We start from the raw sequence: 22,891 nt of genomic DNA, 5'->3' as shown, positions 1-22,891 counted from the left end.
GGGAGTTGGTAAGATGAGCAACATGATAGACGTAAACGCAAAAGCAGTAAAAATAAGAACACCGGAAATAATCGCCGCCGAAATAAACAGCATCAAGCGTCAGGTACAGCAGGCAATGCTCAATGCCAGTATCGATATCGGCAGGAAGCTTGTTGAAGCACAGTCCATCGTCGAAAAAGGACACTGGGGCGCATGGCTCAAAGAAAATGTTGATTACAGCGAGCGTACGGCAAATAACCTTGTCAGGATATTTAAAGAATATGGCCAGCTTGGTCAGCAGGAGCTTTTCGATGCTCCGGCCAACCGTCCGGAATTTGAAAAATTATCATATACGCAGGCTGTTGCCCTGCTGGGTCTGCCGACCGAAGATGCCAGAGCTGATTTTATCGAAAATAATGATATAGACAGCATGAGTACAAGAGACCTGCAGGCTGCCGTGAAAGCACAAAAAGAAGCCGAAGAGCGGGCGGCCGATCTGCAAAACCGGCTTGACAACATGCTTAAAGAGCAAAATGACCAGCAATCGCTTGCCGAAAGCGCCAACACTGAAAAAGCTGAACAAATAAAATCCCTTGAAAATGAAATTGCCGATCTGCAGCAAAAGCTTGAGACCGGCGGCCTGTCGGATGAGCAGCGGGCGGAACTGGAAACAGAAAAGGATAACCTGCACTCCCAGCTTGATTCCAAGGACACAGAGCTGCAAAAAGCCGTCAAAAAAGCTGAGAAGATGGAAAAGAAGCTCAAAGATGCAGAAAACAAGCTGCAGGCAGAAAAAGAAAAGCCGCCGGTTATCCCGGAAGCAACAAAAAAGGAACTTGAAGAACTTCGTGCCCAGCTGGGCAAAGCCGAATCGGCAAAAGACGCTGATAAGGCTGCCGTGCAGATCAAGGTCAGCTTTGAACTGCTCAAGCGCGATATCAACGACATTATCAGCTCACTTGAAAAAATAGAGGATAAAGCTACAGCCGACACCTATAAAAATAAAATAGCTAAATTGGCCGATATCATTAAAAGCACGGTTGAGGGATGAATAGATGAATATAACAGACCAACAATTTAGGGAAATACTGAGCAGACGCATAGACGGATATATAAATATTGTTGCTGTGTATGAAAAACCAAAGGATTATCCGGATAAATATGTTGGACGGTTACTTCTTGTAAACTCCAAAATAAAACTGACAGAAATATTTATAGCAAAAGATACCTTGGAAGAAATACGTCGGCAGATACCGGATTTTTATACCAGATTGAACCGCAATAAATATGATGATCCAGTGATTTATGAAACATATATATGGTAAAGGGGTGCTATTTTGCAAATAGGAAATAAAAGAAGCTATAGAGCGCTACAGTCTTTGATGACAGGGCGGCTCCTAGAAAATGAAATAGATACAGCCTGCAGACAATACGCGCTCGACGGCCGGGCGGTAATATACAAAACACCTGAAAGCTTCCGTTGCATCAGCAAAAAACCTTCTGGTCGTTTCACCGGACAGTTCACTGGCAGAGCACAGCCGGATTATCAAGGCACGTTACGAGGCGGAAAATCAATCATCTTTGAGGCTAAATTCACTGATAAGGATAGAATCCAGCAATCAGTCCTAACTAAAACACAGTTTGATATGCTGGCACAGCACTTGGAAACAAGGGCGGCTGTCTATATATGCTGTGGGATCGCAGATAAGTATTATATGATTCCATTCAACATATGGAGCAATATGAAAGCTGTATTCGGGCGGAGCTACATAGTGCAACAGGACATTAATGCTTATCAAGTAAAAAGGACAATGGCAGCAGTGATGTTTCTGGATTATATTCACCCAAAATAATATCCCCAATTTTGGGTAATAATAGATTAATTTCATATAAAACAGCGCTAAAAAAAGGACGGCATAAACCGTCCCTTTTGTGCGTTCATGGAAGGTGAGATAATGAGACAGAGAAAAAGCAGTTTGATATCCTACATAGAAAAAAGATTTTACCAGTATGAAAAAATAAAGAAAGCTGTATGGGAAGCAAGAAATGACTCTGGTGTTGGCAGGACTGGTGGCAATAGTACCGGACATGCTTTTGTTAGTGATCCAACCGCGAACGTGGCTGTAAAAGATGTTATGCCTATAAAGTCGGTGGTTATTGAAGCAGGCAAATACGAAACTGAAACAATAAAGCATCCTGAAAAGTGGCTGCAAGTCATTGAGGCTACATACAAACATTACTCTGGAAAATCGACAGAAAAATTATTGTGGCAACGCTACAAGGGTAAAGACTATAATTATACTTGTATAAACTTAGGTATAAGTCCAAATATATATTACTGCATGATCCGTGAAGCAAATCAATTTTCACTGGCATGCGCTTGCCAGGCAGGATTAGTAAAAGTTTTTTGAAATAATTTTTATTTTGGTAATAACTACCCCATTTTATATGCTATACTATAGAAAAGTGAAGAGTAACACACAGCCGCAGCCGAAAGGTTAGTGGCTTTTCTTATGTGTATAAACATTATATAAAATATTGCAGGTATAGAATTACACTCTATAGAAATATTAACAAAATATTAAAGGAGTGCACACAATGTCTAAAATAGAAAAACCAAATTCATTTGAAGAATCTATTTTAAAATTAACAAATGGGAAATGTGGTAAACTATTCAAAATAGGAGCTATAGGATTAGTGGCAGCTATACCAGATATAGCACCAGCAGTTGCGCTATTTAGTGCGATAGGTGAATCTTGTATAAAAAATTTAGAACAGCAAAATTTATTTTATTTAGCTGAAGCGTGGGCAGATAAAAATCTTGATGAAAAATTTGATGAAGGGAATAATGCCCAAGTTGAATTAGTAACACATGCAGTTTTCAAGGCTATACGTTGTAGTAAGAAGAAACAAATATATCGCATAGCTGATATTTTAAACGGAAATTTTTCTAATCAACTAGGATATGATGATGCAGAAGACTGCATTAATATAATTAGTGAATTAAGTGAAAATGAAGCAATAATACTGTTTAAAATATATAATTCGTTCCGAAGCCAAGATTCACCAGATTATAGTAAACCATTAACTAAACCGTTTGAGATGAGCATAAATCAGTTTGAATTATTAGATGAATCCAATCTTATAAGAATAGTCCCAGAGTTTAGTGATAATTTAAATTTCTTTTTAGGAAGATTATCCGGGAAGGGATTATTAAAAGAAGAACTGTCATTAGAAATACAACATAATAATATTAAAAGACAATATAAACGAACATACACTGGCAGAATGATTTTTAATGCAATTAGTGATAGCAAATAATTTATAATTAAGATTTTGGCACCCTGAAGGGTGCTTTTTTAATGCCCAAATTTCAACCAGGAGGTAGCGAAAGAATGCTGACAAAGATATGCGGACGCTGTGGTCGAAAGCTGCAAATCAATGAGCAATGCGAATGCCAGAAGCAGCGGCACAAAGAATATGACAGACACAGCCGCAATAAAGAATCAGCAGCTATTTACCACAGCAAGATGTGGAAGCTGCTGTCAGATGACTGCAAACGCAAAGGTAATGGCCTGGACTTATACGCGCTGCATGTTAAGCATAAACTTGTAAAAGGCACGCTGAGTCATCACATCATTGAGGTAACAGAAGACAAGAACGGCGCCTATGACCAGTCCAATCTCATTTATCTGAGCGATAAAAGCCATGCAGAGATACATGAAGCCTATAAAGAATCAGAAATGTCAAAGAAGAAAATGCAGGGGATTCTCTTTGATATCATTAAGGCCGGCGGGGGTACCTGAAAAAGTTTCAGAGATGAAAATATAGTACCGCGCATGGTCTTTTTTCGCGCAAAAATGCCAGAAATGAAAAATTATAAAAAGGGGTGATCGCATGCCGGGAAGACCGCGAAAAGTTGTAGATATATCGACCGGAAAAATAGGGAAGAATAAACGCAGTGCACGAAAGCAACAGGAAAAGAAAATAAAACTGCCGCGCGATGCGCTTTCACCGCCTGGATGGCTCGATGAAGATGCCGCAGCCGAATTTACCCGCGTTGCTGCCGAGGCTGGACAGATTGATCTGCTGGATAATCTTGATCTGGCTATCCTTGCGATATATGCAAATGCCTGGAGCCGGTATATGAAGCTTGTGCAGCATATCCGGGAATATGGCGATACCGGTTACCGCAAAAATGGTTATGGGAAATATGAAACGGTGTCGCCTTACCTGTCAGCGCAGGAACGCTATGTCAAACAGATCATGCAGTGCAGTACAAAGCTTGGCCTTGCCACGACAGACCGGCTCAAGCTGATCGTGCCGGTCAAAGAAGATAAGGCCGTCAATAAATTCCTCAAATTTTTGGATGCGTAATGGTAGATCGGACGACTACCTATGCAAAGCTGATTGTTTCGGGCGAGAAAATAGCCGGGCGCAGTGAATACCTTGCCTGCAGGCGGCATCTTGACGACATAGCAAATAAAGATTCGGCATATATCTTTGACAAAAAAGCTGCAGAAAAACATATAGATATCGCAAATACACTGACAATCGGCGAAGGTGAAGAGAAAAAGCCGCTAAAAACACGCGGCTTTCAGGATTTTATAATCGGCGCGTTATTTGGCTGGCGTAAAAAGCACAGCAAAGAGCGGAGATTCCGTGAAGCATATGTGCAGATGGGCCGGCAAAACGGCAAATCATTTATCGCCGGCGAACTAGGCAACGACTTTGCAGGATTTTCCGGTTATCAATTCGGGCGCATATTCTGCACGGCGACAAAGCAGGAACAGGCAAATATTGTCTGGGATGAAATAGATAAATTTATAGAGTCCGACGATGATTTAAAAGAGTTGTATAAAATCAGGACGCATGACCGCACGATTACAAGCCGAGTCACGGGTACTGTCATAAAGGCAATCGGGCGGGACACCAAAAGTGCGGATGGGTTCCGTAGTATTTTAGCTATAATTGATGAATATCATGCACACCCCACGAATCAGATGTACAAGCTCATGCTTGATGGGCAGATTACCGTTGACAATGCGCTCACAATTGCGATAACAACGGCAGGATTTGATTTAAACAGTCCCTGTTATAAACAGTATCAATTCTGCAAAAAGGTGTTGGAAGGGACAATAAAAAAGGATTCCCTGTTTATTTTCATTGCCGAAATGGATAAAGATGATGATATATGGGACTCAAAAAACTGGGCAAAAGCAAATCCGCTGCATCTGTGGCATGCGGATAATACCCTAAATCAAAACATGCTTGCCCGCATGGCCGAAAAAGCAATAGATGCAAAAGAAAAACAAGGCGATGACCTTGTTAATTTTTTGACTAAATCGCTTAACGTCTGGGTGACATACGCGGGCGGCGCACTGCTCAACCTTGATAAATGGAAAATGTGCGAATCCGATCTGACATTGCATGATATGAAAGGCAGGGAATGCTATCTTGGCATTGACCTATCTTCCGGCGGTGATTTAACCAGCATTGCGCTGGTGTTCCCGCTTGAGGGCGATAAAGTCTATATCTTCTCGCATAGCTTTATGCCAGAACTACGGCTAGCAGAACACGAAAAGACAGATGACGCACCGTACCGTGTTTGGGTGAACCAAGGCCTTATTACCTTGACCAGCGGTTTGTACGGCATAAAGACAGACTATAAAGCGATTATTGAGTATCTTAAACAAGCGATTGCCGATTATGGTCTGAAAATCATCGGCTGTGGCTATGACAATCACAATGCTGATACTTTTCTTGCTGATCTGGAAGATATCATGCCTTGCGATCTGACCGAAGTCGTGCAATCGGCAAGAAGTTTAAATGATGCAACAGTGGATTTTCAGCTGTCTGTCAAAGCATGCATGGTGTTCTATGATAAAAACAATGCGCTCTTAACGTGGAGCATGGTCAACGCCATAACCACAAAAAACAGTTTTGGTGAAATAAAGGTCGACAAAATAACGCAGACAGACCGTATTGATCCGGTCGACTGTGTGCTTGATGCTTGGAAACTGTATTTCATGAATAGGGATGACGGGCAGATATCAGCCGATGAAGCCTACGATATGTGGGAAAAAGCCATGCAGGCGGCAAAAAATATTGAATAATGTCCACGTATAGAGGTAAGAATATATAACCAATAAAAAATTAAAAGAAAGGAGGCTAAAGAGTGTCATTTTTAAATAAAATGGTCGGTGCGTTTAGATCAAATATCAAAAATGATTCGGGCGGTTTTACTCTTTCTGATGTAAATGCTTTATTTTTTAATAATCGTATCGGCACCGACGGACCGGATATATCGGAGATAACCTATTTTATTTGCATGAAAAAACTGTCTGAATCGCTGGGCAAAATGCCGATTGCCTTAAAAGACAGCGACAAAAACAGGATAACGGACCATAACACTTATCAATATCTGAATGTGCAGCCAAATGCCGTTTTAACACCGGCACAGTTTTTCACATCCCTCGAATACTGTCGGAATCATTACGGTAACGGCTATGCTTACATTAACCGTAATCCGGACGGAAGTATGGAAGGGTTATATATCCTTGATCCGCGCATGGTGCAGATATGGGTTAACAATACAAGCCAGTTTACTCAAAGACAATATTATTATTTTTATACTGACAGCGTGAGCGGGCAAAGTTACTGGTTTTACCCAGATGATGTAATACATGTAAAAAGCTGGAAACTGGGCAGAAACGGGTTCGCCGGTAAAAGCGTTAGAGAAATATTGGCGTCATACATGCAAGGCAATAAAGCATCGCAGCGTTTTTTAAATGATCTTTACCAAAAAGGATTGACGGCAAATGCCGTCGTTAAATATACTGGTGATTTAGATAAAAAAAGCATGCAAAATGTTATTGCCCAATTAACCGAATTAGCTGGACAACGCACAGACAGAATTATACCGCTGCCGCCAAATTGGGATATAGTGCCATTGGAATTAAAACTTACGGACAGCCAGTTTTACGAGTTAAAAAAGTTTTCGAGCCTGCAGGTGGCCGCAGCCTTTGGCATCATGCCAAACCATTTAAATAATTACGATAAGTCAAGTTATGCAAACAGCTCCATGCAAAACTTGACTTTTTACGTTGATACGCTGCTTTATAACATCACGCTTTATGAGCAGGAACTAAACCGCAAGTTATTGACAACAAAAGAGCTGCAGCGTGGACTCAGCTATGAATTTAATGTCAGCGTGATACTGCGCGGTGATCCGGCATCCCAGGCGGATATGCTTAATAAATATGTGGCGGGCAGCGTCTATACAGTCAACGAAGCGCGCCGTTATGCGGGTATGCCGCCGGATAAAGCCGGCAATGTGATCATTGCCAACGGCAGCTATGTAAAGCTGCAGGATCTGGGGAGTGCTTATAAAAAAAATAATGCTGCACTGAAAGGAGGCGAAGGTGGGGAATGAAAGGATTTGCAATTAAGAATGTGACTGACACATCAGCGGATTTATATGTCACCGGACAGATATGTGACGATGAGGATAAAAATTTATTGTCTTGGTGGCTGGGTGATGAAGACGGCAATGTAAACGGCTATGTATTTCCAGTCGATATAAAAAACCAGCTGGACAGCCTGAAGGGGAAAACCTTGAATGTCTATATCAACAGCGGGGGCGGCTCTGTATTTGCCGGTACTGCTATAGCAAATATGCTAAAGCGCCATGACGGACCGACCAATGCCATTGTTGATGGACTGGCGGGCAGCATTGCCACGCAGATATTTTTTTCCTGCGACAATAAACAGATACCGAAAAACGCCTATCTCATGATACACAAGCCGAGCATGGCGGCCGCGGGAAATGCAAACGATCTGCTGCAGGCGGCAAGCGTTCTGGACACTATTCAAAAGGGACTTGAAACAACCTATCAGGATAATGCAAAAAAAGATGTGACGGCTGATCAGATTCATGAGCTGGTAAATAATTCAACATGGCTGACCGGCGTAGAGGCAGCAGAACTGTTTAATGTCGACGTCACAGATGCGCTGCAAATGGTGGCATGCGCCGGTAAACTCCCTGAAAATATAGGCAATATACCGGAAAATATCAAATTTGTAGCGGAAAATATGCCGAAAAAACCTGTAAAACAGCCGGAAAACAATGATAAAAACATTGAAAAACTGGCAGAATATAAGCTCAAAAGGCAGAAAAATGACATAGCTGTTGCCCTGGCAATGGCTCAAATAATATAAAAAAGAGGTATAAAACATGAAAAAATCCGATGAAATCAAGAATCAGATTACGCAGGTACGTGCTGAAATTGAAAAATTGCAGGCCGCAGAGAAATTTGACGATGCCGCGGCTAAGGCAAAAGAACTGACAGACCTTGTCCGGGAATATAATACCGTAAAAGCAATGGAGGACAGTGATTTCAGTAATTTCACGCAGAGCATGACACCAATAAACACAATTGCTGATAAAAACGACAAAAAGCTTATCAACCGCACATTTAACAAGCTTGTGTTTGGTCAGGTATTTAACTGGACTTTGACCGATGAAGAAAAAAGCGTGGCAGATAAAATTGTTAATGCCGCGGGAACTCCGGGGCAGGTTGGCGCGACTCCGGCAAAAGGCGGTTATCTGATACCGACTGAACAGTTTGCCCAGCTTTTGGAATTCCGACGCTCCTATACCGCGCTGAAAAGCTTCTGCACAATCAGAACTGCCGGCAGCCGCAACGGACAGCAGCCGACGATAGGTGAAGAAGACGGTACCCTGACTAACTTTGAAGAACTCAACGAAATAGCACAGAGCGATCTGGACTTTGCACAAATAAAATATGCGGTGAAGGATTATGGCGATATTATCCCCATAGCAAACCAGCTGCTCGAAGATGTGGATATTGATATTATGTCTGTTATCGGCCAGCGTTTCGCCAGAAAAGCGATCAATACCGAAAATGCGCAGATACTGGCCATTATCAATGCTCTTACCGCAACGGTACCGACGACTGGTTATAAGTCGATTCAGACCGCTTTAAATAAAACACTCGACCCGGCAATATCCGCAGGTGCGACTATTTTTACAAACCAGACGGGATACGATTATCTTGACCAGCTAACAGACAGCAATAAACGTCCGCTGCTTACTGCCAGTCTTGCCGATCCCACGCAGTATCTTTTCAAAGGGCGCCGTATCGTCATGCTGAAGGATACGCTTTTAGCTAATGACACCACCACCGAAGCCGGCAAAACTCTTGCTCCGTTTGTTGTCGGTTCTATGTCTGACTTGATACACTTTTTTGACCGTGTGGGAATTGAAATTGCGGTGTCTACTGAAGCCGGATTTACTAAAAATGCAACTTTTGTCAGGGCAATAGAACGCTTTGACGTGCAGGAAGTAGATTCCGCGGCAATGACTTATCTCAAACTTGATGTTGGCGATTAAGGTGACATTATGAGCGTGACACTTGATGAAGCAAAGCTTTATTTGCGTGTTGACAGCACTGTTGAGGATGATTTAATAAATAATCTTATTGCAGCGTCCGAGTCATATTTAAAGGACGCTGTGACAGATTATGCAACAAATATAACCGACAGCGGTTTTGCGGCAAAGGCAAAAATTGCACAATTGGCCGTTATTACAGAAATGTACGAAAACCGTAATTCAACGCAGGACGGAGCAAAAGATTATGGTTATGCGATAAGAACACTGATTACGCAAATGCAGTATTGGAGCAGCTCATGAAAATAAATAAAATGTCGCATAGAATAAAAATTATGAAACCGGTATCGGGCGGAGCAGATGAAGGCTTTGGTGAGCCGATAAGCTTTACCTCTGACGGTGATGTTTGGGCGGAGTTTTTACGAGTCAGGATTGTTTCAACGGCAATGATCGGCAGCGGTGAAACAGTCGAGACAACGCAGGGTATGCGCATACGTCCCCGTAATATTGAAAAAGGCTGGGAAATTATTGAAGGTGAGCATACCTATAAGGTGCTGCATGTCGATACATCAACCCCAGGGGAAATTATACTGACAACAAAGGAGGTCGATCCGTAATGCCGCGATTTATATATGCTAATATCGAAGAAGGTGTATTTAAGGCAACGGCTCAGATCGAAAAATATGATGCCGCCACTCAGGAAAAAATTAAAGCAGCCGTTAAGAATGGGACCACCGCAGTTTTTGAGCAGGCGGTGAGAAACGCCCCAATGTCGGCAACGGGCAATCTGAAAAAGGGCATCAAAATGGAAACGAATACCAATTACAGCTATGCAAGCGGTATTGTAAAATCTACCGCTCCACATTCGCATCTTGTTGAATTTGGCACACGCGGACGTATTGTATATCCTGTAAGGCGCAAAGCAATGGTCATAAACGGACATTTTGTAAAAGGCTATGTAAATAACGGTGCAATGCCAAAAAAACCTTTCCTGCGTCCGGCAATGGATAAAGAACGTCCGGGCATTGAGGAAAGCATTAAGAAGGTTCTGCAATGATTATTATTAAGGATATACCGCTTGTGCCGTTGCAAAAAGCGGTATTTGCCCTTATCAAAACAGGACAGGATAAGCCTATATATGGTAATGTGCCGGAAAAAACGTCATTACCGTATATGACAATAGGTGCGATAACCTTCAAAAATGCCGGTGTAAAAAATGCAGTAATCTGGAATGCATCAATGCAGATAGATATATGGGCCGGCAATAATGACAAGGAAGTTGTAAATAGTATTCTGAATGATGTATCGGTGCTTATCACGGCAAAAGGACGGAAACTTGAAGTAGAAGGTTATACCGTTATTGACTGCGATGTTGATTTTGTTGAAACATTCCCGGAAGAAACGTATGGATATCATGGCGTACTAACGGCGATCTTTAAATTGCAGAAGAAATGAGGAAAAAATATGTTAACAGATCAGGAATTGAATAATTTACCGGATAACCCGAACGTATCCGTGGCCGAGGCAGGCAAAGATACACTGCTCTATTTGAACAAGGGAACTGTTGATGCTCCCGATTGGCTTATCATTGGCGGGCAGAGGAACACTCCGCTCAGCAGAAAAGCAAATACACTTGACGCATCGCATAAAACCTCCGGCGGCTGGGGTTCGACCGTGCCGGGACTCAAAAGCTGGTCGATAGACTACAGCGGCTTGCAGATCATGAGCGATGAAGCCTTACAGATGATCGATTACTGCTTTATAAATGATAAACAAGCGCATGTAAAAATTGCTTATAAAAACGGTTCTTACCGTACAGGCTGGGCCTATATCACTGAGTACAATGACGACAATGCCCATGATGCGATAGGCACAGTGAAAATAACACTCGAAGGCAACGGGCCGATCTCTGAACTTATCACGGCAGCAACTATTGATAAAACAACCGCTGCATTTAGCAAAGCTGTTCCTACTGATGCTGTGTTTACTATTTCACCGTCGACAACAGCGGTAAGCACTGTTAAAAACGGCAGCACTGCACTTACGGCCGGCACTGATTACAGCTATAGCAGCGGCACTCTGACAATTAAGCAGTCTTATCTCGATGCACAAAGCAACGGTGATGTAGTTCTTGCCGTGGCTACCGACACCACGGCATTTACCTTGACTATCGCAGTGAGTGCATAAAAAAGGGGAATAAATAATGAAAAACAGTGTAGATATTGTAATCGGTAAAGCCGATAAGCCAATCAAAAAATATGAGCTATGTTTTAATATAAAATCGCTTGCAAGAATGGAAAGGGCAATAGGTAAATCAATCACATCTTTGTTTGCAGCAGGTCCGAGGGGATTAGTACAGCAGCTTGATATCAATGTCACCACTGCGGCACTGCAAAACGGCATTGTGGACGATAAAGGGATAGACATAGAACAAGCCTATGATATTATTCAGGAATTTTGTGACAACGGTGGTACACTTGATCGTCTGAATGCAAAAATAATCACAGCAATAAATGAAACCGGTCTTTTTATTCCGGGGGTGAAGGAAAAGCCCCCGGAAGTGGTGTACGAGAGCAAAAAATAAGATCATTTGCACATTGGATTGAGCGGTCCGAAAGAATAGCATACGGACCGCTCAATTTATTGCCGGATCAATTTGAAAAACTACAGCCGCATGAATTTTATAAGCTTATTGATGGATATGAGGCAAGAGAAAAAGAAAATGATTTCAAACGTGCATATTTTACCTCATGGCTTATTGCTCCGCACCTGAAAGAACCGATAACGGTGCAGCAAATAATGAAACCGCTTCATGAGAGCAGGGAAGATCAATTAAAAAAGGCTGCTGAAGACAGAAACATTCTTCTAAAAGAATTTGGTCTGCGGGAGCCGGAAAGAAAATAAATATGCAAAAAAGGCCGCTGACAATTGTCGGCGTCTAAATGTTATTATTGATTATCCTTGACATATTGCAACGCGGATTGTAGCGTCGATTCAAATGGGGTGCCGTCTGGCATATTTTTCCAATTTGCATCTGTATAACTATAATCTGCTCTTAACTTTCCGTCACTATCATATTCCAAGCTTTCTATTTCTTTATAGTTTTCGAAAGTATAATTTACAAAATTGTGACCTATATCTGTTTCGGTTACATTGCCGTTAGAATCTTTTATTACCATTTTAATCCAAGTTTCTAATTTTCCTTGTGGCGATAGTGTTGTTAGACTTGGTGCGTAATAAAATGTAATTGCCGTTCCTGTTGTGCCGCCATATGTCCAATCAACGCTATCCATATTATTTTTATCAGGGAATTGGGCTGCATAGCAGAAAGAAGTAAGTAAAAATAGGGTTGCTATAATGTTTAATAATATTTTTTTCATAAAACCATACCTCCTTTTATAGTATAAAATTATTCGTGACAATAAATAAAAATCCCTTTATAAATACTTTTTTCTGAGATTAAAAATAAAATTATTGTGTAAAGGAAATAAATATGTCAGTAATATCCGAACTGATGGTAAAAATAGGCGCTGATTCGTCTGGACTGTCAAAAGAACTTGATAAATCCCAGACGGAAATAAAACAAGCCTTTAATGTTAATCCTGTCAATGAAATGCAAAATGCGTTAACCGGAACTACGAGCAGCGTCAGCGCACTTATAACAAAATTTGCCGGACTTGCGGCAGTTACCGCAGGTGGTTTTGGCTTATCAAGTATAGTACAAAGTGCAGTCGATGCAGGAGAAAATGTCTATCAGTTGTCCAACAGACTGCATATAACAAATGCCGAAGCTGTTGAAATGTCAAGGATATTGAAACTTACTGGTGCTGACGTTCAAACAGCAGCAAGCGCTTTCCTGCGTTTTGATAAAAATTTGACATCAAACAGTACAGAAGGGAAAAAGGCGCAGGCTACTTTAAAAGCCGTTGGTGCGTCAATGCAGGATTCAAGCGGCAAGCTCCTGCCGCTCAATGAGCAGCTTAAAAATCTTGCACAGGGCTATAAACTTGCCAGCGATGCAGGATACGGGCAGGAATTTATCATGAACACCCTTGGTGTTCGTGGCATAGGACTAACAAAAACACTTCAAAATTACACCGAAGCTGCCGAAAACGCTGCAAAAGTGAAGAGCATAGGTATTAATTCCGAAGAAATGCACAAGGTTAATCAACAAATGGAATTGCTTGAAATGCAGATGGGACAGTTAAAACTTGCTGGAGGAGTTGCTTTTGTACCAATTGCTGCAGAGATATTTCCATCAATAATTCAGGGTTTGTCGGAGACCGCAAAATATATATATGATAATAGAATTGAAATCGCTGCACTATCCAAAGATCTGCTAGAACTTGTTGCCATCTATAAAACATTTCAGGCTGTCAGCTCAATAAGCAGCAAGGTATCAGATGTCTGGGCGCAGACAAAACCCACAACTGATGCTCTGGTAGACACGAAACAACAAAAAAGTATTAATAAGTCCATACAATCACTTGAAAAGACAGCTGAAGCAGAAAAAAAGGCCATGCTGAAAACAGTCATGGCGATGCAGATATCAGAAGACGAAAAAGCGGCTCTGGTTGCCAAAAATTGCATTCAAATAGAACAACGAACTGCGGCAATGGCCGAAAAGATTACTGCCAATCTGACCACGGCCTATCAGGCTATAAACCTTGCTAATGCTGAAAGCACTGAAAAGCAGGTAACAGGCCTTGCTGCTGTTCAGCTTGCCGCAACCGAAACCGCGACAAAAGTGGGGACAGCTGAAAGTGCAAACCTTGTTGTTAGTGCAAATGGACGTGTTACCGAATCAGAAGCAATGAAGGCAGATGCGGCAAAAGTGTCTTCTGAGGCTGCCGTTGCAGCTAATGCGGCAATTACTGAATCGGCCAATACCGCGGCTTTAGCTGAGAATAAACTGGGTGAATCAACAGCTTTAGTAGGAACGGAATCTCAAATTGCAGGAGAAAAGGCAGTAGGGGCACAGACAAAAAGTGCACTAGCTACTCAGGCCGCGGGTGTGGAACAGGAAGCTTTAGGGGCAAAAACGGCACTTGCAGGTGATGCCGCAGTTGCTGCCGGAGGAAAAACTGTCGCGGCAGCAGGCAGTGCTGCAACAGCTGTTACCAGACTGACATCATTAGTATGGGCGTTAGCCGGCGGCTGGCTAGGAGTAGCTGCAGCGGCTGGATATGGTATTTATAAAATGTATCAGTGGAAACATGAAAAAGATGAAGAAAATAAAAATAACACTTATGATTTTAATGGACAGACATATTTTCATGATACGAACAAAGGCATATGGACAACACAGGAAGATGACAACGATGCGGGCTATACAGTTTATAACCCTAAAACAGGCGGTTATACTGCAAACGCACAAAAAACTGTAGAGGTGACGGATGAAGATACAGTTTCTCAGCTTGACCAGGCGGCTGGGGAAAGATGGCTTGATACTGATCAAGGCAAAGCGTGGGCAGCACAGCAAGAGGCAGAAAGAAAGCAGGCTGACATAGATGCTCAACAGCAAGCACTGGCATCGCAATTTGCAGATATCAACAATATTGGTGAAAAAACTCCAAAAGGAAAAAAACAAAAAGCACCTGAGGTTTTACATTATTCGCTGCTTGAAACTGACCAATTAAAGCCATATGCAAATGAAATTGAATATGCTGCAAATACATATGGCATCGATCCTAATTTTTTAGCATCAATAATTTTAACGGAAAGTAATGGAGATCCAAACGCTGTATCATCAGCGGGTGCAATAGGACTCGGGCAGCTAATGCCGGACACTGCGGCAGGCCTTGGAGTCTCTAATCCATATGATCCGGATGAAAATATAATGGGTTCAGCGCAGTATGCAGCAGGTCTGTATCAAAAATATGGTGATTACAGATTAGCCGCGGCAGGATATAATGCCGGCGGTGGCGCTGTCGAAAAATACGGAGATGTTCCTCCTTACGAAGAAACGCAAAATTATGTTGCAAAAGTAATGGGGCTTTATAATTCATCGTCAACGTACTTTGCCAACGGGACAGAAAAAAATAATCAGCAAAATATTCAAAAAAAGCTTGAAGATTTAAAAAAGGCACAGCAGGAAGCAACGTCACTAATGAATTCTATGCAGGAGGGAATTTATGGCGAAACCGCAACGACTTATCAGCAGGGCATGAGTAAAGTTGTTGCAGACGTAGCGCAAAAAAGTGGTGAAATAGCAAAGCTGCAGGCCGCAGGTGTAAATGTCGACGGTCTGAAGACAGAACTCAATGAGTATGAAACCGTAATGAAAACAAAGGTCGTTGATGCCTGGAAAAAATCATGGTCCGAAGTCAAAGAAGATACTAAAAGCACATTGGCTGCCGTAAACGATGATTATGCTGCTGCCGCCGATGTCGAATATCAAACGGCACTACGTAAATTGGCAGATGAGCGTAAAGAAAAATTAAAAGCAATAGCCGAAGATCAGAATGATGCGGTTGCTAAAGTCGCTGTCGAAGAATGGGCAAATGCTCAACTTTTAGCAGCTCAGAAAAAATACGATGAAGCAATCAAGCAGTCACATGAAAAAAGGATGCAGGCGCTTGAGGATGAAGGCGATTACAGGAAAATAATTGAAGAACTTACAAATAATCCGCAGGCAGAAAAAAATGATCTTGATATTGATGGACAAAAAGCTCTTGCTAAAGAATATGTAACACTTTGGGATGATGCTCACAGTTCTATTTACAATAATTTAGCGAGTTCAGCAAGTTCTTTTTACAGTTCGATGTCATCGTCTATGTCAGATTTTATAACTGGTACTCATTCAGCAATAGATGTTGTTCATGATTTTGAGAAATCGGTGCTAAATGCTATCGCAAACATAGTGGCACAAAGAGCTGCGGCACAGGTAACAAATTCATTATTAAGCGCGGCATCTAGTATATTTGGTAGTAGTCTTGATTATTCAAATACTGAAAAATGGAGCATGGGCGGCACAAGCCTTAGTGATTTTAAAATATCCGTGCCCGCATTTGCAAATGGTGGTATAGTTTCCGCCCCAACGCTGGCTTTAATTGGAGAAAAACCGGGTGTAAGTGAAGCTGTTGTGCCGCTTCCCAGTAATGGATTAATTGGCGGCGGGGGCGGCGTACAGGTAAATATCGTCAATAATACAAATTCAAACGTGCAGATGCAAAGCAGTTCTTATGACGACAGCCTGCAAAAAACAGTTTTGAATTTCGTTGTTGATGGTGTGCAGCGAAACGTAAATAATTCAGCGAGCAGTCTGAAAACGCTGCTTTCATCGAGGTGATGAAATGAATACTTTTCCTGAAATAGCTGCGCCTAATATATCATCTGCATCTAATTGCAGCGAAAGCTTTACCGAAAGCATGGCAGACAGCACGATCAGCACGACTACTGATGCAAATTATAAAATAACAAGGCCACGTACAACAAAAATGATAAGTACGTGGTCTTTTTCATGGGTAGCTTTATCCGATGATGATTATGTGTTATTAAAAGCTTTTTGGCAACAGGTCGGGAAGTTTGCTTCTTTTTCGTGGACAAATCCGATTGACGGGCAATCTTACGTTGTAAGATTTTCGGGAGATTTTTCTTTTCAGCATAATCACCCCGCCGGCTGGCAGGGGACGCTTAAATTTGAAGAGGTGTAAAAAATGCAGATATGGTCACTTGCCGGCATAATAGAAAAAAACAAACTCGCCAACGATATGCCTTTTTTGCTGCTGGTACAGGTTGAGCATAGTTCACTGACAGAGCCGATCAGGCTTGCACGCAATACTGAAGACGTCAGCTGGAACGGCCAGGCATGGTATAAGTTCCCAATCGAGATAGACAGCATAACGCAGGATGGCAAAGAAGTTCCCTCTCTTAACCTTAAAGTAAGCAATATCAGCGGTGTCATACAGACATACATTCAAAAATACGGCGGTTTTGTTGATGCAGCAGTAACTTTATATATTATTCATGCAGCTCATTTAGATAATACTACGCCGGAGTTTTCAATCACTTTGAGCAATAATATGACGCAGTATGATGAAAACTGGGTAACATTTGCTCTGACCAGCGACAAGGATTTTGCATGGCAGTATCCGCCAAACAAATATAATCGTGATTTTTGTCGCTGGAAGTTTAAATCCGTGCGTTGTGGTTATGCTGGGTCGGCAAGCGCTTGCAATGGCACTCTGTCGACATGCAGGATTGCGTCACGTTTTGGCGGAGAGCCGGGTGTTGAAAGCGGCAGCTAGGAGGGGTAAATAATGCAGTATGATGATCTTATCGGTATACCATTTGAAGACGGCGGGCGGGATAAAACGGGTCTTGACTGCTGGGGACTGGCAAAGGAAATATATTATCGCAAAGGTATAGACCTGCCGGAATTTAATATATCGGCAATGGCCACAAAACGAATAACCGATGCCCTGACGAAAAATAAACCGCTGTGGAGAAAATTAAATAAGCCGGAAGAATATGCACTTGTTGTCATAAAGCTTGTCTGTGGCGGCTGGGCAGATCATGTTGGAGTATGTATCGATAATAATAAATTTATCCATGCATACCGCCGAACTGGTGTTGTTATTGATCGATTGCCGAAATGGCAATCCCATATAGCCGGTTTTTATATTCCGGGGTGGCTGTGATGATAGAAATAATAATTGTCAAAAATCCTTTTGAACCGCATTTCAAAGAAATACGGCAGGAAGAATTTATTGTAGGAAAAACGGTAAAAGAATATTATCCTGATGCAGATATTTTTGTTGTTAATGGAGAGCTTATAAAGCAGCCGGAAAAGCGTAAAATAACAAAAGACAATACCCAGATCATAGTTACTCAGCATGTCGGCGGGGGCGGCGGACTCGGTAAAATATTAGGCTACGTGGCAACTATTGTTCTTATGACACAAGTTGGTGCAATAGCGGCGGGCGGTTGGGCAGGAGGTCTGGGTGGTTTTTTTGCTGCCGGACATTTAGGCGCAATTTTAGCGTCTGGTGCCGTTATGTATCTGGGTGGCAGATTAATAAATTCAGTTTTCCCGCAGAAATCGGCAGCCGCAACAATAAATAACAGCGACACTACTCAAACATATGGTTGGGATATCCCAACGCCTACGGCGGCAGAAGGAAATGTTATGGGCATAACCTTCGGCGAATGCATTCCACAGGCACAGGTCCTTACGCAGCATGTTGAAACTGTAAACAGCCAGCAATATCTTAATTTGTTGCTTTGCGGTGGAATAGGACCTGTTGATGAAATAAAAAATATCCGCATCGGGAATAATGATATTGGCAATTATACTGATGTCCAGATTGAGACAAAGCTTGGCACGAATGATCAGGATCCTATATCATTTTTTAACAATAATCCTATTGATCAGTCGGTAAGTCTTGAACTTGGCAGCAGCCCGCTTATTCAGACAACAAACAGTGAAAAAGCTGTATCGCTTGAAGTGACAATGGAATGGTCAGGCGGCTTATTTAAAATAAATGACGATGGCGGCTATACATCGACGACCGTGACAATTGCCCTTATGTACAGGCAAAAAGGTACAACTGCATGGAACAGCTGGAATGCTTCCTGGTCAATTACTGCGGCGCAGAGTTCACTTGTCACTCAGTCAATTCGTATAGATGGACTGCCGGAAGCGCAATATGAAATCAGGGCCGAAATGATCAGCCGCGATACATCAAGCAGAGCGAGCACTATAACGCGCTGGGCGCTTTTAACGAGCTATGAAAACGGCAAATACTGCCGGCAGGGGAAAGTGCTTGTTGCGCTCAGAATACTTGCAACAAATCAATTGTCGGGCGGTGTACCGTCAGTTAATTGGCGGCAGGTACGCAATAATGTATGGGTCTTTAACCCAGATAGCGGGGTTTACGAACAAAGATCTGCTAAAAATCCTATCTGGGCGGCCTATGACATTCTGCATCAATGCTACTACCTGAAAAATATCAATACGGGCAGCTATGAATATGTCGTTGAGGGCATTGATAAAAGCCGGCTGATAAAATATTGGGACCAATGGGTGGATGCTGCTGCCTATGCTGATGAAATGATTTTAAATAACGATGGTGAACAGGAAAAACGCTTTGAATTCGATGCATTTTTCGATACATCCGAAAAAAGAATTACACAAGCACAAAAAGCCGCAACCGTGGGCCATGCGACTATATTATCACATGGCAATGATATTGGTATTGTTGTTGACAAACCGGGAACCGTATGCCAGATTTTCGGCGAAGGCAGGACGACTGTATCATCGGTGAAAGGCAGCTTTACATCTCTTGATGAACGCGCGAAAGAAATTAATGTCACCTATAACGATATCGATAATGATTTTAAAAATACCCAGTTTCTGACAAGGTCACAGACATGGAATGATTCTGACCAGGATAATACAACCGATCTGACGCTGTTTGGTGTGGCAAGGCGTTCACAAGCATGGCGTGAGGCAATAAGATCATTGGCAACAAATGAACGGCAGCTGCAGGATATTGAATTCAGCGCAGATATAAATGCCATGGTATCAGAGTTTGGCGACATTATCGGATTTAATCATGCGGTCAGCCAGATCGGCATAGCATCAGGCAGAATAGTTGCTGTAAGTGATAATACTACTATTCAGCTTGATAAAGAAATAACTCTGTCATCTGCTTTATCATATGAAATAATAATACAGCGCTATGATGATACAATAGTCAAAAAAAGCATTGTTAGTCAGGATGCGACAACGAATTTGCTTGAAATTCAGGTTCCTTTCAGCTCTGACGAAAAACCGCAGCAATATGATGTGTATTGCCTAGGTGAAACGGAAAAAGCGGTAAAACCGTTCAGAGTTATCAATATCAGCCGTGACGGTGATCAACTGTGTAATATAAAGGCAGTCGAGTATGATGAAGCAGTATATAGCGACAGCCTTGATTACTCTAAGTATCCGGTGATTGACTATACGCCGCCTAATTCACAGCCGGAAGTAGACAGCCTTTCGGCCGCCGAAGAAACCTATATGCAGCGTGACGGTACTACAATATCAAACATAAACGTGTCGTGGTCACTGCAAAGAGGTCAGTCGGTAGATGAATTTGTTGTAGGTTTATCAGAAAATGGCGTATCCTACCAGACCGCCAAAACGACAAATGACATGAAATGCATAATAGAAAATGTTAAGACCTATATAACTTATTATGTGCATGTTTATACGGTAAAAGATGGCATTGTTTCAAAAGGTCAGACGGTTTCAGTATATATCACTGGCAAGGATGCTCCACCGCAGAACATAAGTAAGCTGTATATAATCCAATCAGGAGAATATCTGACAGCATCAATTATAGAAAATGATGATCCGGATATAAATTATTATGAACTGCGCACAGGAGTAACCTGGACGACATCGACAATAGTTGGAACCTTTACCGGAAACTCTTATAAATTTGAAGCTCTGAACGAAGGCACTCAAACTTTTTGGATTAAAGCGGTCGACAATAGCGGTAATTATTCCCTAAATGCCACAAAGGCAACTGTCAACGTGATTAATTTGCCGACTAAAAACATTATATTTCAGCGGACTGAAAATCTGGCAGACTGGAATATAACAAATATGTATATGGATCAATTCGGTGCTTTGAATGCATTCAGCGACAGTGTCCCGATAGGTTCTCTGGAATTTTTCTCGGATATATTCAAACAGCTTAGCTTTTCAAAAATTTGCACAGCATATGTACCTATTATTGATTTAGGCCCGAATATAGTAGATACAGCCTGTTTTTGGATTGATCAATGGGGCGTGCTGCACGTAAAAAGCAACGAGACAATCGAAACCTTAGCAAAATTCGGTGATATGTTCGGTAATGGCCCATGGACACCGATAGATGTAAAATACTTGGCAAGTACATTCATGTCAATAAAACTGAAAAGCAATGCTGGCGATGATATCGTCATTACACAGGATTACCAAACGAGTGTAGATGGCAAAACATGGTCTGACTGGATATCATCCACACACAGGCAGTTTTATGGCAGGTATGTGCAAATACGCCTGACCGGACAGTCCCTTTCGGGAATAAATCAGCTAAAAATATCTGGGGCTGAAGCAGATATTGATGTTCCCGACACCGAAGAGATCATCGAAAATATTGAAGTGCCCGCGGCCATAAAACATATATCTTTTAAACAGAAATTCTTTACCGTGCCAAGCAGTGTAGCATTATTTACATCAGACTTGAACAGCAAACAGGCCACCTGGCGTATGTCAAATTTAGACGCAGATGGATTTGATCTTGAAATACTGGATGATAGCGGCAATAACATGGCAGGCATGCTCATAAGAGCGGATATAAGGGGGTATTAACTTGATAGATTTTAATATTGGTATGGGACCGGAGCAGGGCATCAGTAATTTAACTGCTCTGCTGGCAACACTCAATTTTTGGGAACCGGGGGCAATACCAGCCGTCGGCGATACGGTAAAAAGTCACAGCGTGACCGCAAACTGCATGCTATATGCGGAATGTACTGTATCGGGTACAACGGGCAGCAGCGAACCGGAATGGCCGGCTGCCGGACAAACGGTGGTAGATGGCACAGTAACTTGGACAATAAAAGATTTAAGAAAACCGGCCAACATAGTTCCCATCGGTGTAATAAATCAGTTTGCTGGGGCTGCAGCTCCGGTGGGGTATCTATTATGTCAAGGGCAAGCAGTAAGCCGCTCAACTTATGCGGATTTATACGCTGTTATTGGAACGACATACGGTACCGGTGACGGTTCAACAACATTTAACCTTCCGAATTTACAGGACAGGGTAGGTGTTGGCAAAAGCAGTACGCTTAGCACATTAGGTGCCACGGGTGGTGAAAAAACACACGCCCTGACGACCGCAGAATTGGCATCTCATAATCATAGTGCTAGTGCAGCAACAGATACGCAATCAGCCACTGGTGCATTAAATCTGGCAATGTTTGATACTGGATGCACTGCCACCGGTGTATTCAGCTTTAATAGCTATAATTACCCAGGGCCAGAAGGCAAAAACGGCGCGAATATGAGTGTAGGATTTAATTATTCGCATGGACATTCTGTCAGTGTTTCTGTTGGGAGCAATGGCAGCGGAAGCGCACACAATAATATGCAGCCTTATCTGGTTGTTAACTATATTATCAAGTATTGAGGTGATTTGAATGCTGCAAACGGTGTTTCAGTTAGAAAATAATGAAGTGCTTGTTACTGACGGAAAAAATACTTATATAGACACAAAAGAAAACTTTCTTAAAGATTATCCTTCCTTCGGTTCTTTTTCAAATGATTTGGTTATTTACAACCAAACATTAAAAGTATATGTGACGGATGATAAAATAAACGACTATACCGCACAGCCTAATTTAGACACATGTATTGATTCAGTACAATCTATAATTGATGCTCAAAAAAAGAGAAATACTGATACGACAGATACATCAACAAATCCAACAAGCACCTGACAGGAAAATGATTATGAAAAT

Annotated in this window: 26 protein-coding genes; 25 read left to right on the top strand and 1 reads right to left on the bottom strand. The window is 42.0% G+C overall.

From position 1 onward, the window contains the following. Positions 1 to 13 precede the first annotated feature (13 nt). From I6758_RS01465 to I6758_RS01380, 18 genes are all read left to right on the top strand, one after another. Positions 14 to 1,030 (top strand): DUF3102 domain-containing protein, encoded by a 1,017-nt coding sequence (locus I6758_RS01465; RefSeq protein WP_196603446.1) that lies wholly within the window; start codon positions 14 to 16, stop codon positions 1,028 to 1,030. A 4-nt stretch (positions 1,031 to 1,034) separates the two neighbouring features. Further along, on the top strand, positions 1,035 to 1,304 hold the full coding sequence (locus I6758_RS01460; protein ID WP_196603445.1) for a hypothetical protein: 270 nt from the start codon (positions 1,035 to 1,037) through the stop codon (positions 1,302 to 1,304). 12 nt (positions 1,305 to 1,316) lie between these two features. Then, positions 1,317 to 1,832: a Holliday junction resolvase RecU gene (locus I6758_RS01455; RefSeq protein WP_196603444.1), complete on the top strand. Its 516-nt coding sequence runs from the start codon at positions 1,317 to 1,319 to the stop codon at positions 1,830 to 1,832. Positions 1,833 to 1,934: 102 nt separating this feature from the next. Next, the gene (locus tag I6758_RS01450) at positions 1,935 to 2,390 is read left to right on the top strand and encodes a hypothetical protein (protein WP_196603443.1); all 456 of its coding nucleotides are present in this window, start codon (positions 1,935 to 1,937) and stop codon (positions 2,388 to 2,390) included. A gap of 187 nt (positions 2,391 to 2,577) precedes the next feature. Next, positions 2,578 to 3,300: a hypothetical protein gene (locus I6758_RS01445; protein ID WP_196603442.1), complete on the top strand. Its 723-nt coding sequence runs from the start codon at positions 2,578 to 2,580 to the stop codon at positions 3,298 to 3,300. A 74-nt stretch (positions 3,301 to 3,374) separates the two neighbouring features. Continuing rightward, complete coding sequence (locus tag I6758_RS01440; protein WP_196603441.1) at positions 3,375 to 3,785, top strand: hypothetical protein; 411 nt, start codon at positions 3,375 to 3,377, stop codon at positions 3,783 to 3,785. A gap of 91 nt (positions 3,786 to 3,876) precedes the next feature. After that, a complete protein-coding gene (locus tag I6758_RS01435; protein ID WP_196603440.1) occupies positions 3,877 to 4,356 on the top strand; it encodes a phage terminase small subunit P27 family in 480 nt (159 codons plus the stop codon). Next, a complete protein-coding gene (locus tag I6758_RS01430; RefSeq protein WP_196603439.1) occupies positions 4,356 to 6,095 on the top strand; it encodes a terminase large subunit in 1,740 nt (579 codons plus the stop codon). Before I6758_RS01435 ends, I6758_RS01430 begins: the two co-directional genes overlap by 1 nt. Positions 6,096 to 6,157: 62 nt before the next feature. Next, positions 6,158 to 7,414 (top strand): phage portal protein, encoded by a 1,257-nt coding sequence (locus tag I6758_RS01425; protein WP_330998006.1) that lies wholly within the window; start codon positions 6,158 to 6,160, stop codon positions 7,412 to 7,414. After that, complete coding sequence (locus I6758_RS01420; RefSeq protein ID WP_196603438.1) at positions 7,411 to 8,199, top strand: head maturation protease, ClpP-related; 789 nt, start codon at positions 7,411 to 7,413, stop codon at positions 8,197 to 8,199. Before I6758_RS01425 ends, I6758_RS01420 begins: the two co-directional genes overlap by 4 nt. Positions 8,200 to 8,215: 16 nt before the next feature. Then, the gene (locus I6758_RS01415) at positions 8,216 to 9,394 is read left to right on the top strand and encodes a phage major capsid protein (protein WP_196603437.1); all 1,179 of its coding nucleotides are present in this window, start codon (positions 8,216 to 8,218) and stop codon (positions 9,392 to 9,394) included. 9 nt (positions 9,395 to 9,403) lie between these two features. After that, positions 9,404 to 9,694, top strand: a complete 291-nt coding sequence (locus tag I6758_RS01410; RefSeq protein ID WP_196603436.1) for a head-tail connector protein — start codon at positions 9,404 to 9,406, stop codon at positions 9,692 to 9,694. Beyond that, the gene (locus tag I6758_RS01405; RefSeq protein ID WP_196603435.1) at positions 9,691 to 10,008 is read left to right on the top strand and encodes a head-tail adaptor protein; all 318 of its coding nucleotides are present in this window, start codon (positions 9,691 to 9,693) and stop codon (positions 10,006 to 10,008) included. The genes I6758_RS01410 and I6758_RS01405 overlap by 4 nt, the downstream gene beginning before the upstream one ends. Continuing rightward, complete coding sequence (locus tag I6758_RS01400; protein WP_196603434.1) at positions 10,008 to 10,448, top strand: HK97-gp10 family putative phage morphogenesis protein; 441 nt, start codon at positions 10,008 to 10,010, stop codon at positions 10,446 to 10,448. Before I6758_RS01405 ends, I6758_RS01400 begins: the two co-directional genes overlap by 1 nt. After that, a complete protein-coding gene (locus I6758_RS01395) occupies positions 10,445 to 10,846 on the top strand; it encodes a DUF3168 domain-containing protein (protein ID WP_196603433.1) in 402 nt (133 codons plus the stop codon). The genes I6758_RS01400 and I6758_RS01395 overlap by 4 nt, the downstream gene beginning before the upstream one ends. A gap of 9 nt (positions 10,847 to 10,855) precedes the next feature. Further along, positions 10,856 to 11,578: a phage tail tube protein gene (locus I6758_RS01390; RefSeq protein ID WP_196603432.1), complete on the top strand. Its 723-nt coding sequence runs from the start codon at positions 10,856 to 10,858 to the stop codon at positions 11,576 to 11,578. A gap of 16 nt (positions 11,579 to 11,594) precedes the next feature. Further along, complete coding sequence (locus I6758_RS01385) at positions 11,595 to 11,975, top strand: hypothetical protein (RefSeq protein WP_196603431.1); 381 nt, start codon at positions 11,595 to 11,597, stop codon at positions 11,973 to 11,975. A gap of 59 nt (positions 11,976 to 12,034) precedes the next feature. After that, entirely contained in the window at positions 12,035 to 12,295 is a 261-nt protein-coding gene (locus I6758_RS01380; RefSeq protein ID WP_196603430.1) for a hypothetical protein, read from the top strand. 44 nt (positions 12,296 to 12,339) lie between these two features. Here I6758_RS01380 and I6758_RS01375 read toward each other — a convergent pair whose 3' ends face one another. After that, positions 12,340 to 12,771, bottom strand: a complete 432-nt coding sequence (locus I6758_RS01375) for a hypothetical protein (protein ID WP_196603429.1) — start codon at positions 12,769 to 12,771, stop codon at positions 12,340 to 12,342. A 113-nt stretch (positions 12,772 to 12,884) separates the two neighbouring features. Here I6758_RS01375 and I6758_RS01370 point away from each other — a divergent pair, with 113 nt between their 5' ends. From I6758_RS01370 to I6758_RS01340, 7 genes are read left to right on the top strand one after another with little or no spacing between them, the layout of a single operon-like run. Next, on the top strand, positions 12,885 to 16,682 hold the full coding sequence (locus I6758_RS01370; RefSeq protein ID WP_196603428.1) for a lytic transglycosylase domain-containing protein: 3,798 nt from the start codon (positions 12,885 to 12,887) through the stop codon (positions 16,680 to 16,682). Between the two features lie 4 nt (positions 16,683 to 16,686). Further along, on the top strand, positions 16,687 to 17,046 hold the full coding sequence (locus tag I6758_RS01365) for a hypothetical protein (protein WP_196603427.1): 360 nt from the start codon (positions 16,687 to 16,689) through the stop codon (positions 17,044 to 17,046). Between the two features lie 3 nt (positions 17,047 to 17,049). Next, complete coding sequence (locus I6758_RS01360) at positions 17,050 to 17,640, top strand: DUF1833 family protein (protein ID WP_196603426.1); 591 nt, start codon at positions 17,050 to 17,052, stop codon at positions 17,638 to 17,640. Between the two features lie 12 nt (positions 17,641 to 17,652). Beyond that, positions 17,653 to 18,033, top strand: coding sequence for a C40 family peptidase (locus I6758_RS01355; protein ID WP_196603425.1), 381 nt, complete (start codon positions 17,653 to 17,655; stop codon positions 18,031 to 18,033). After that, positions 18,033 to 21,740 carry a TipJ family phage tail tip protein gene (gene gpJ / locus I6758_RS01350; RefSeq protein ID WP_196603424.1) on the top strand — a complete coding sequence of 1,236 codons (3,708 nt, stop codon included), beginning with the start codon at positions 18,033 to 18,035 and terminating at the stop codon, positions 21,738 to 21,740. Before I6758_RS01355 ends, gpJ begins: the two co-directional genes overlap by 1 nt. A 1-nt stretch (position 21,741) precedes the next feature. Further along, a complete protein-coding gene (locus tag I6758_RS01345; protein ID WP_196603423.1) occupies positions 21,742 to 22,560 on the top strand; it encodes a phage tail protein in 819 nt (272 codons plus the stop codon). Positions 22,561 to 22,570: 10 nt separating this feature from the next. Beyond that, positions 22,571 to 22,870, top strand: coding sequence for a hypothetical protein (locus I6758_RS01340; RefSeq protein ID WP_196603422.1), 300 nt, complete (start codon positions 22,571 to 22,573; stop codon positions 22,868 to 22,870). Positions 22,871 to 22,891 lie beyond the last annotated feature (21 nt).

It is taken from the genome of Pectinatus haikarae (assembly GCF_015732185.1).
GTDB lineage: Bacteria > Bacillota > Negativicutes > Selenomonadales > Selenomonadaceae > Pectinatus > Pectinatus haikarae.
Note: the sequence above shows the minus strand (reverse complement) of the source record. Positions and strands in the feature narration are given on the sequence as shown.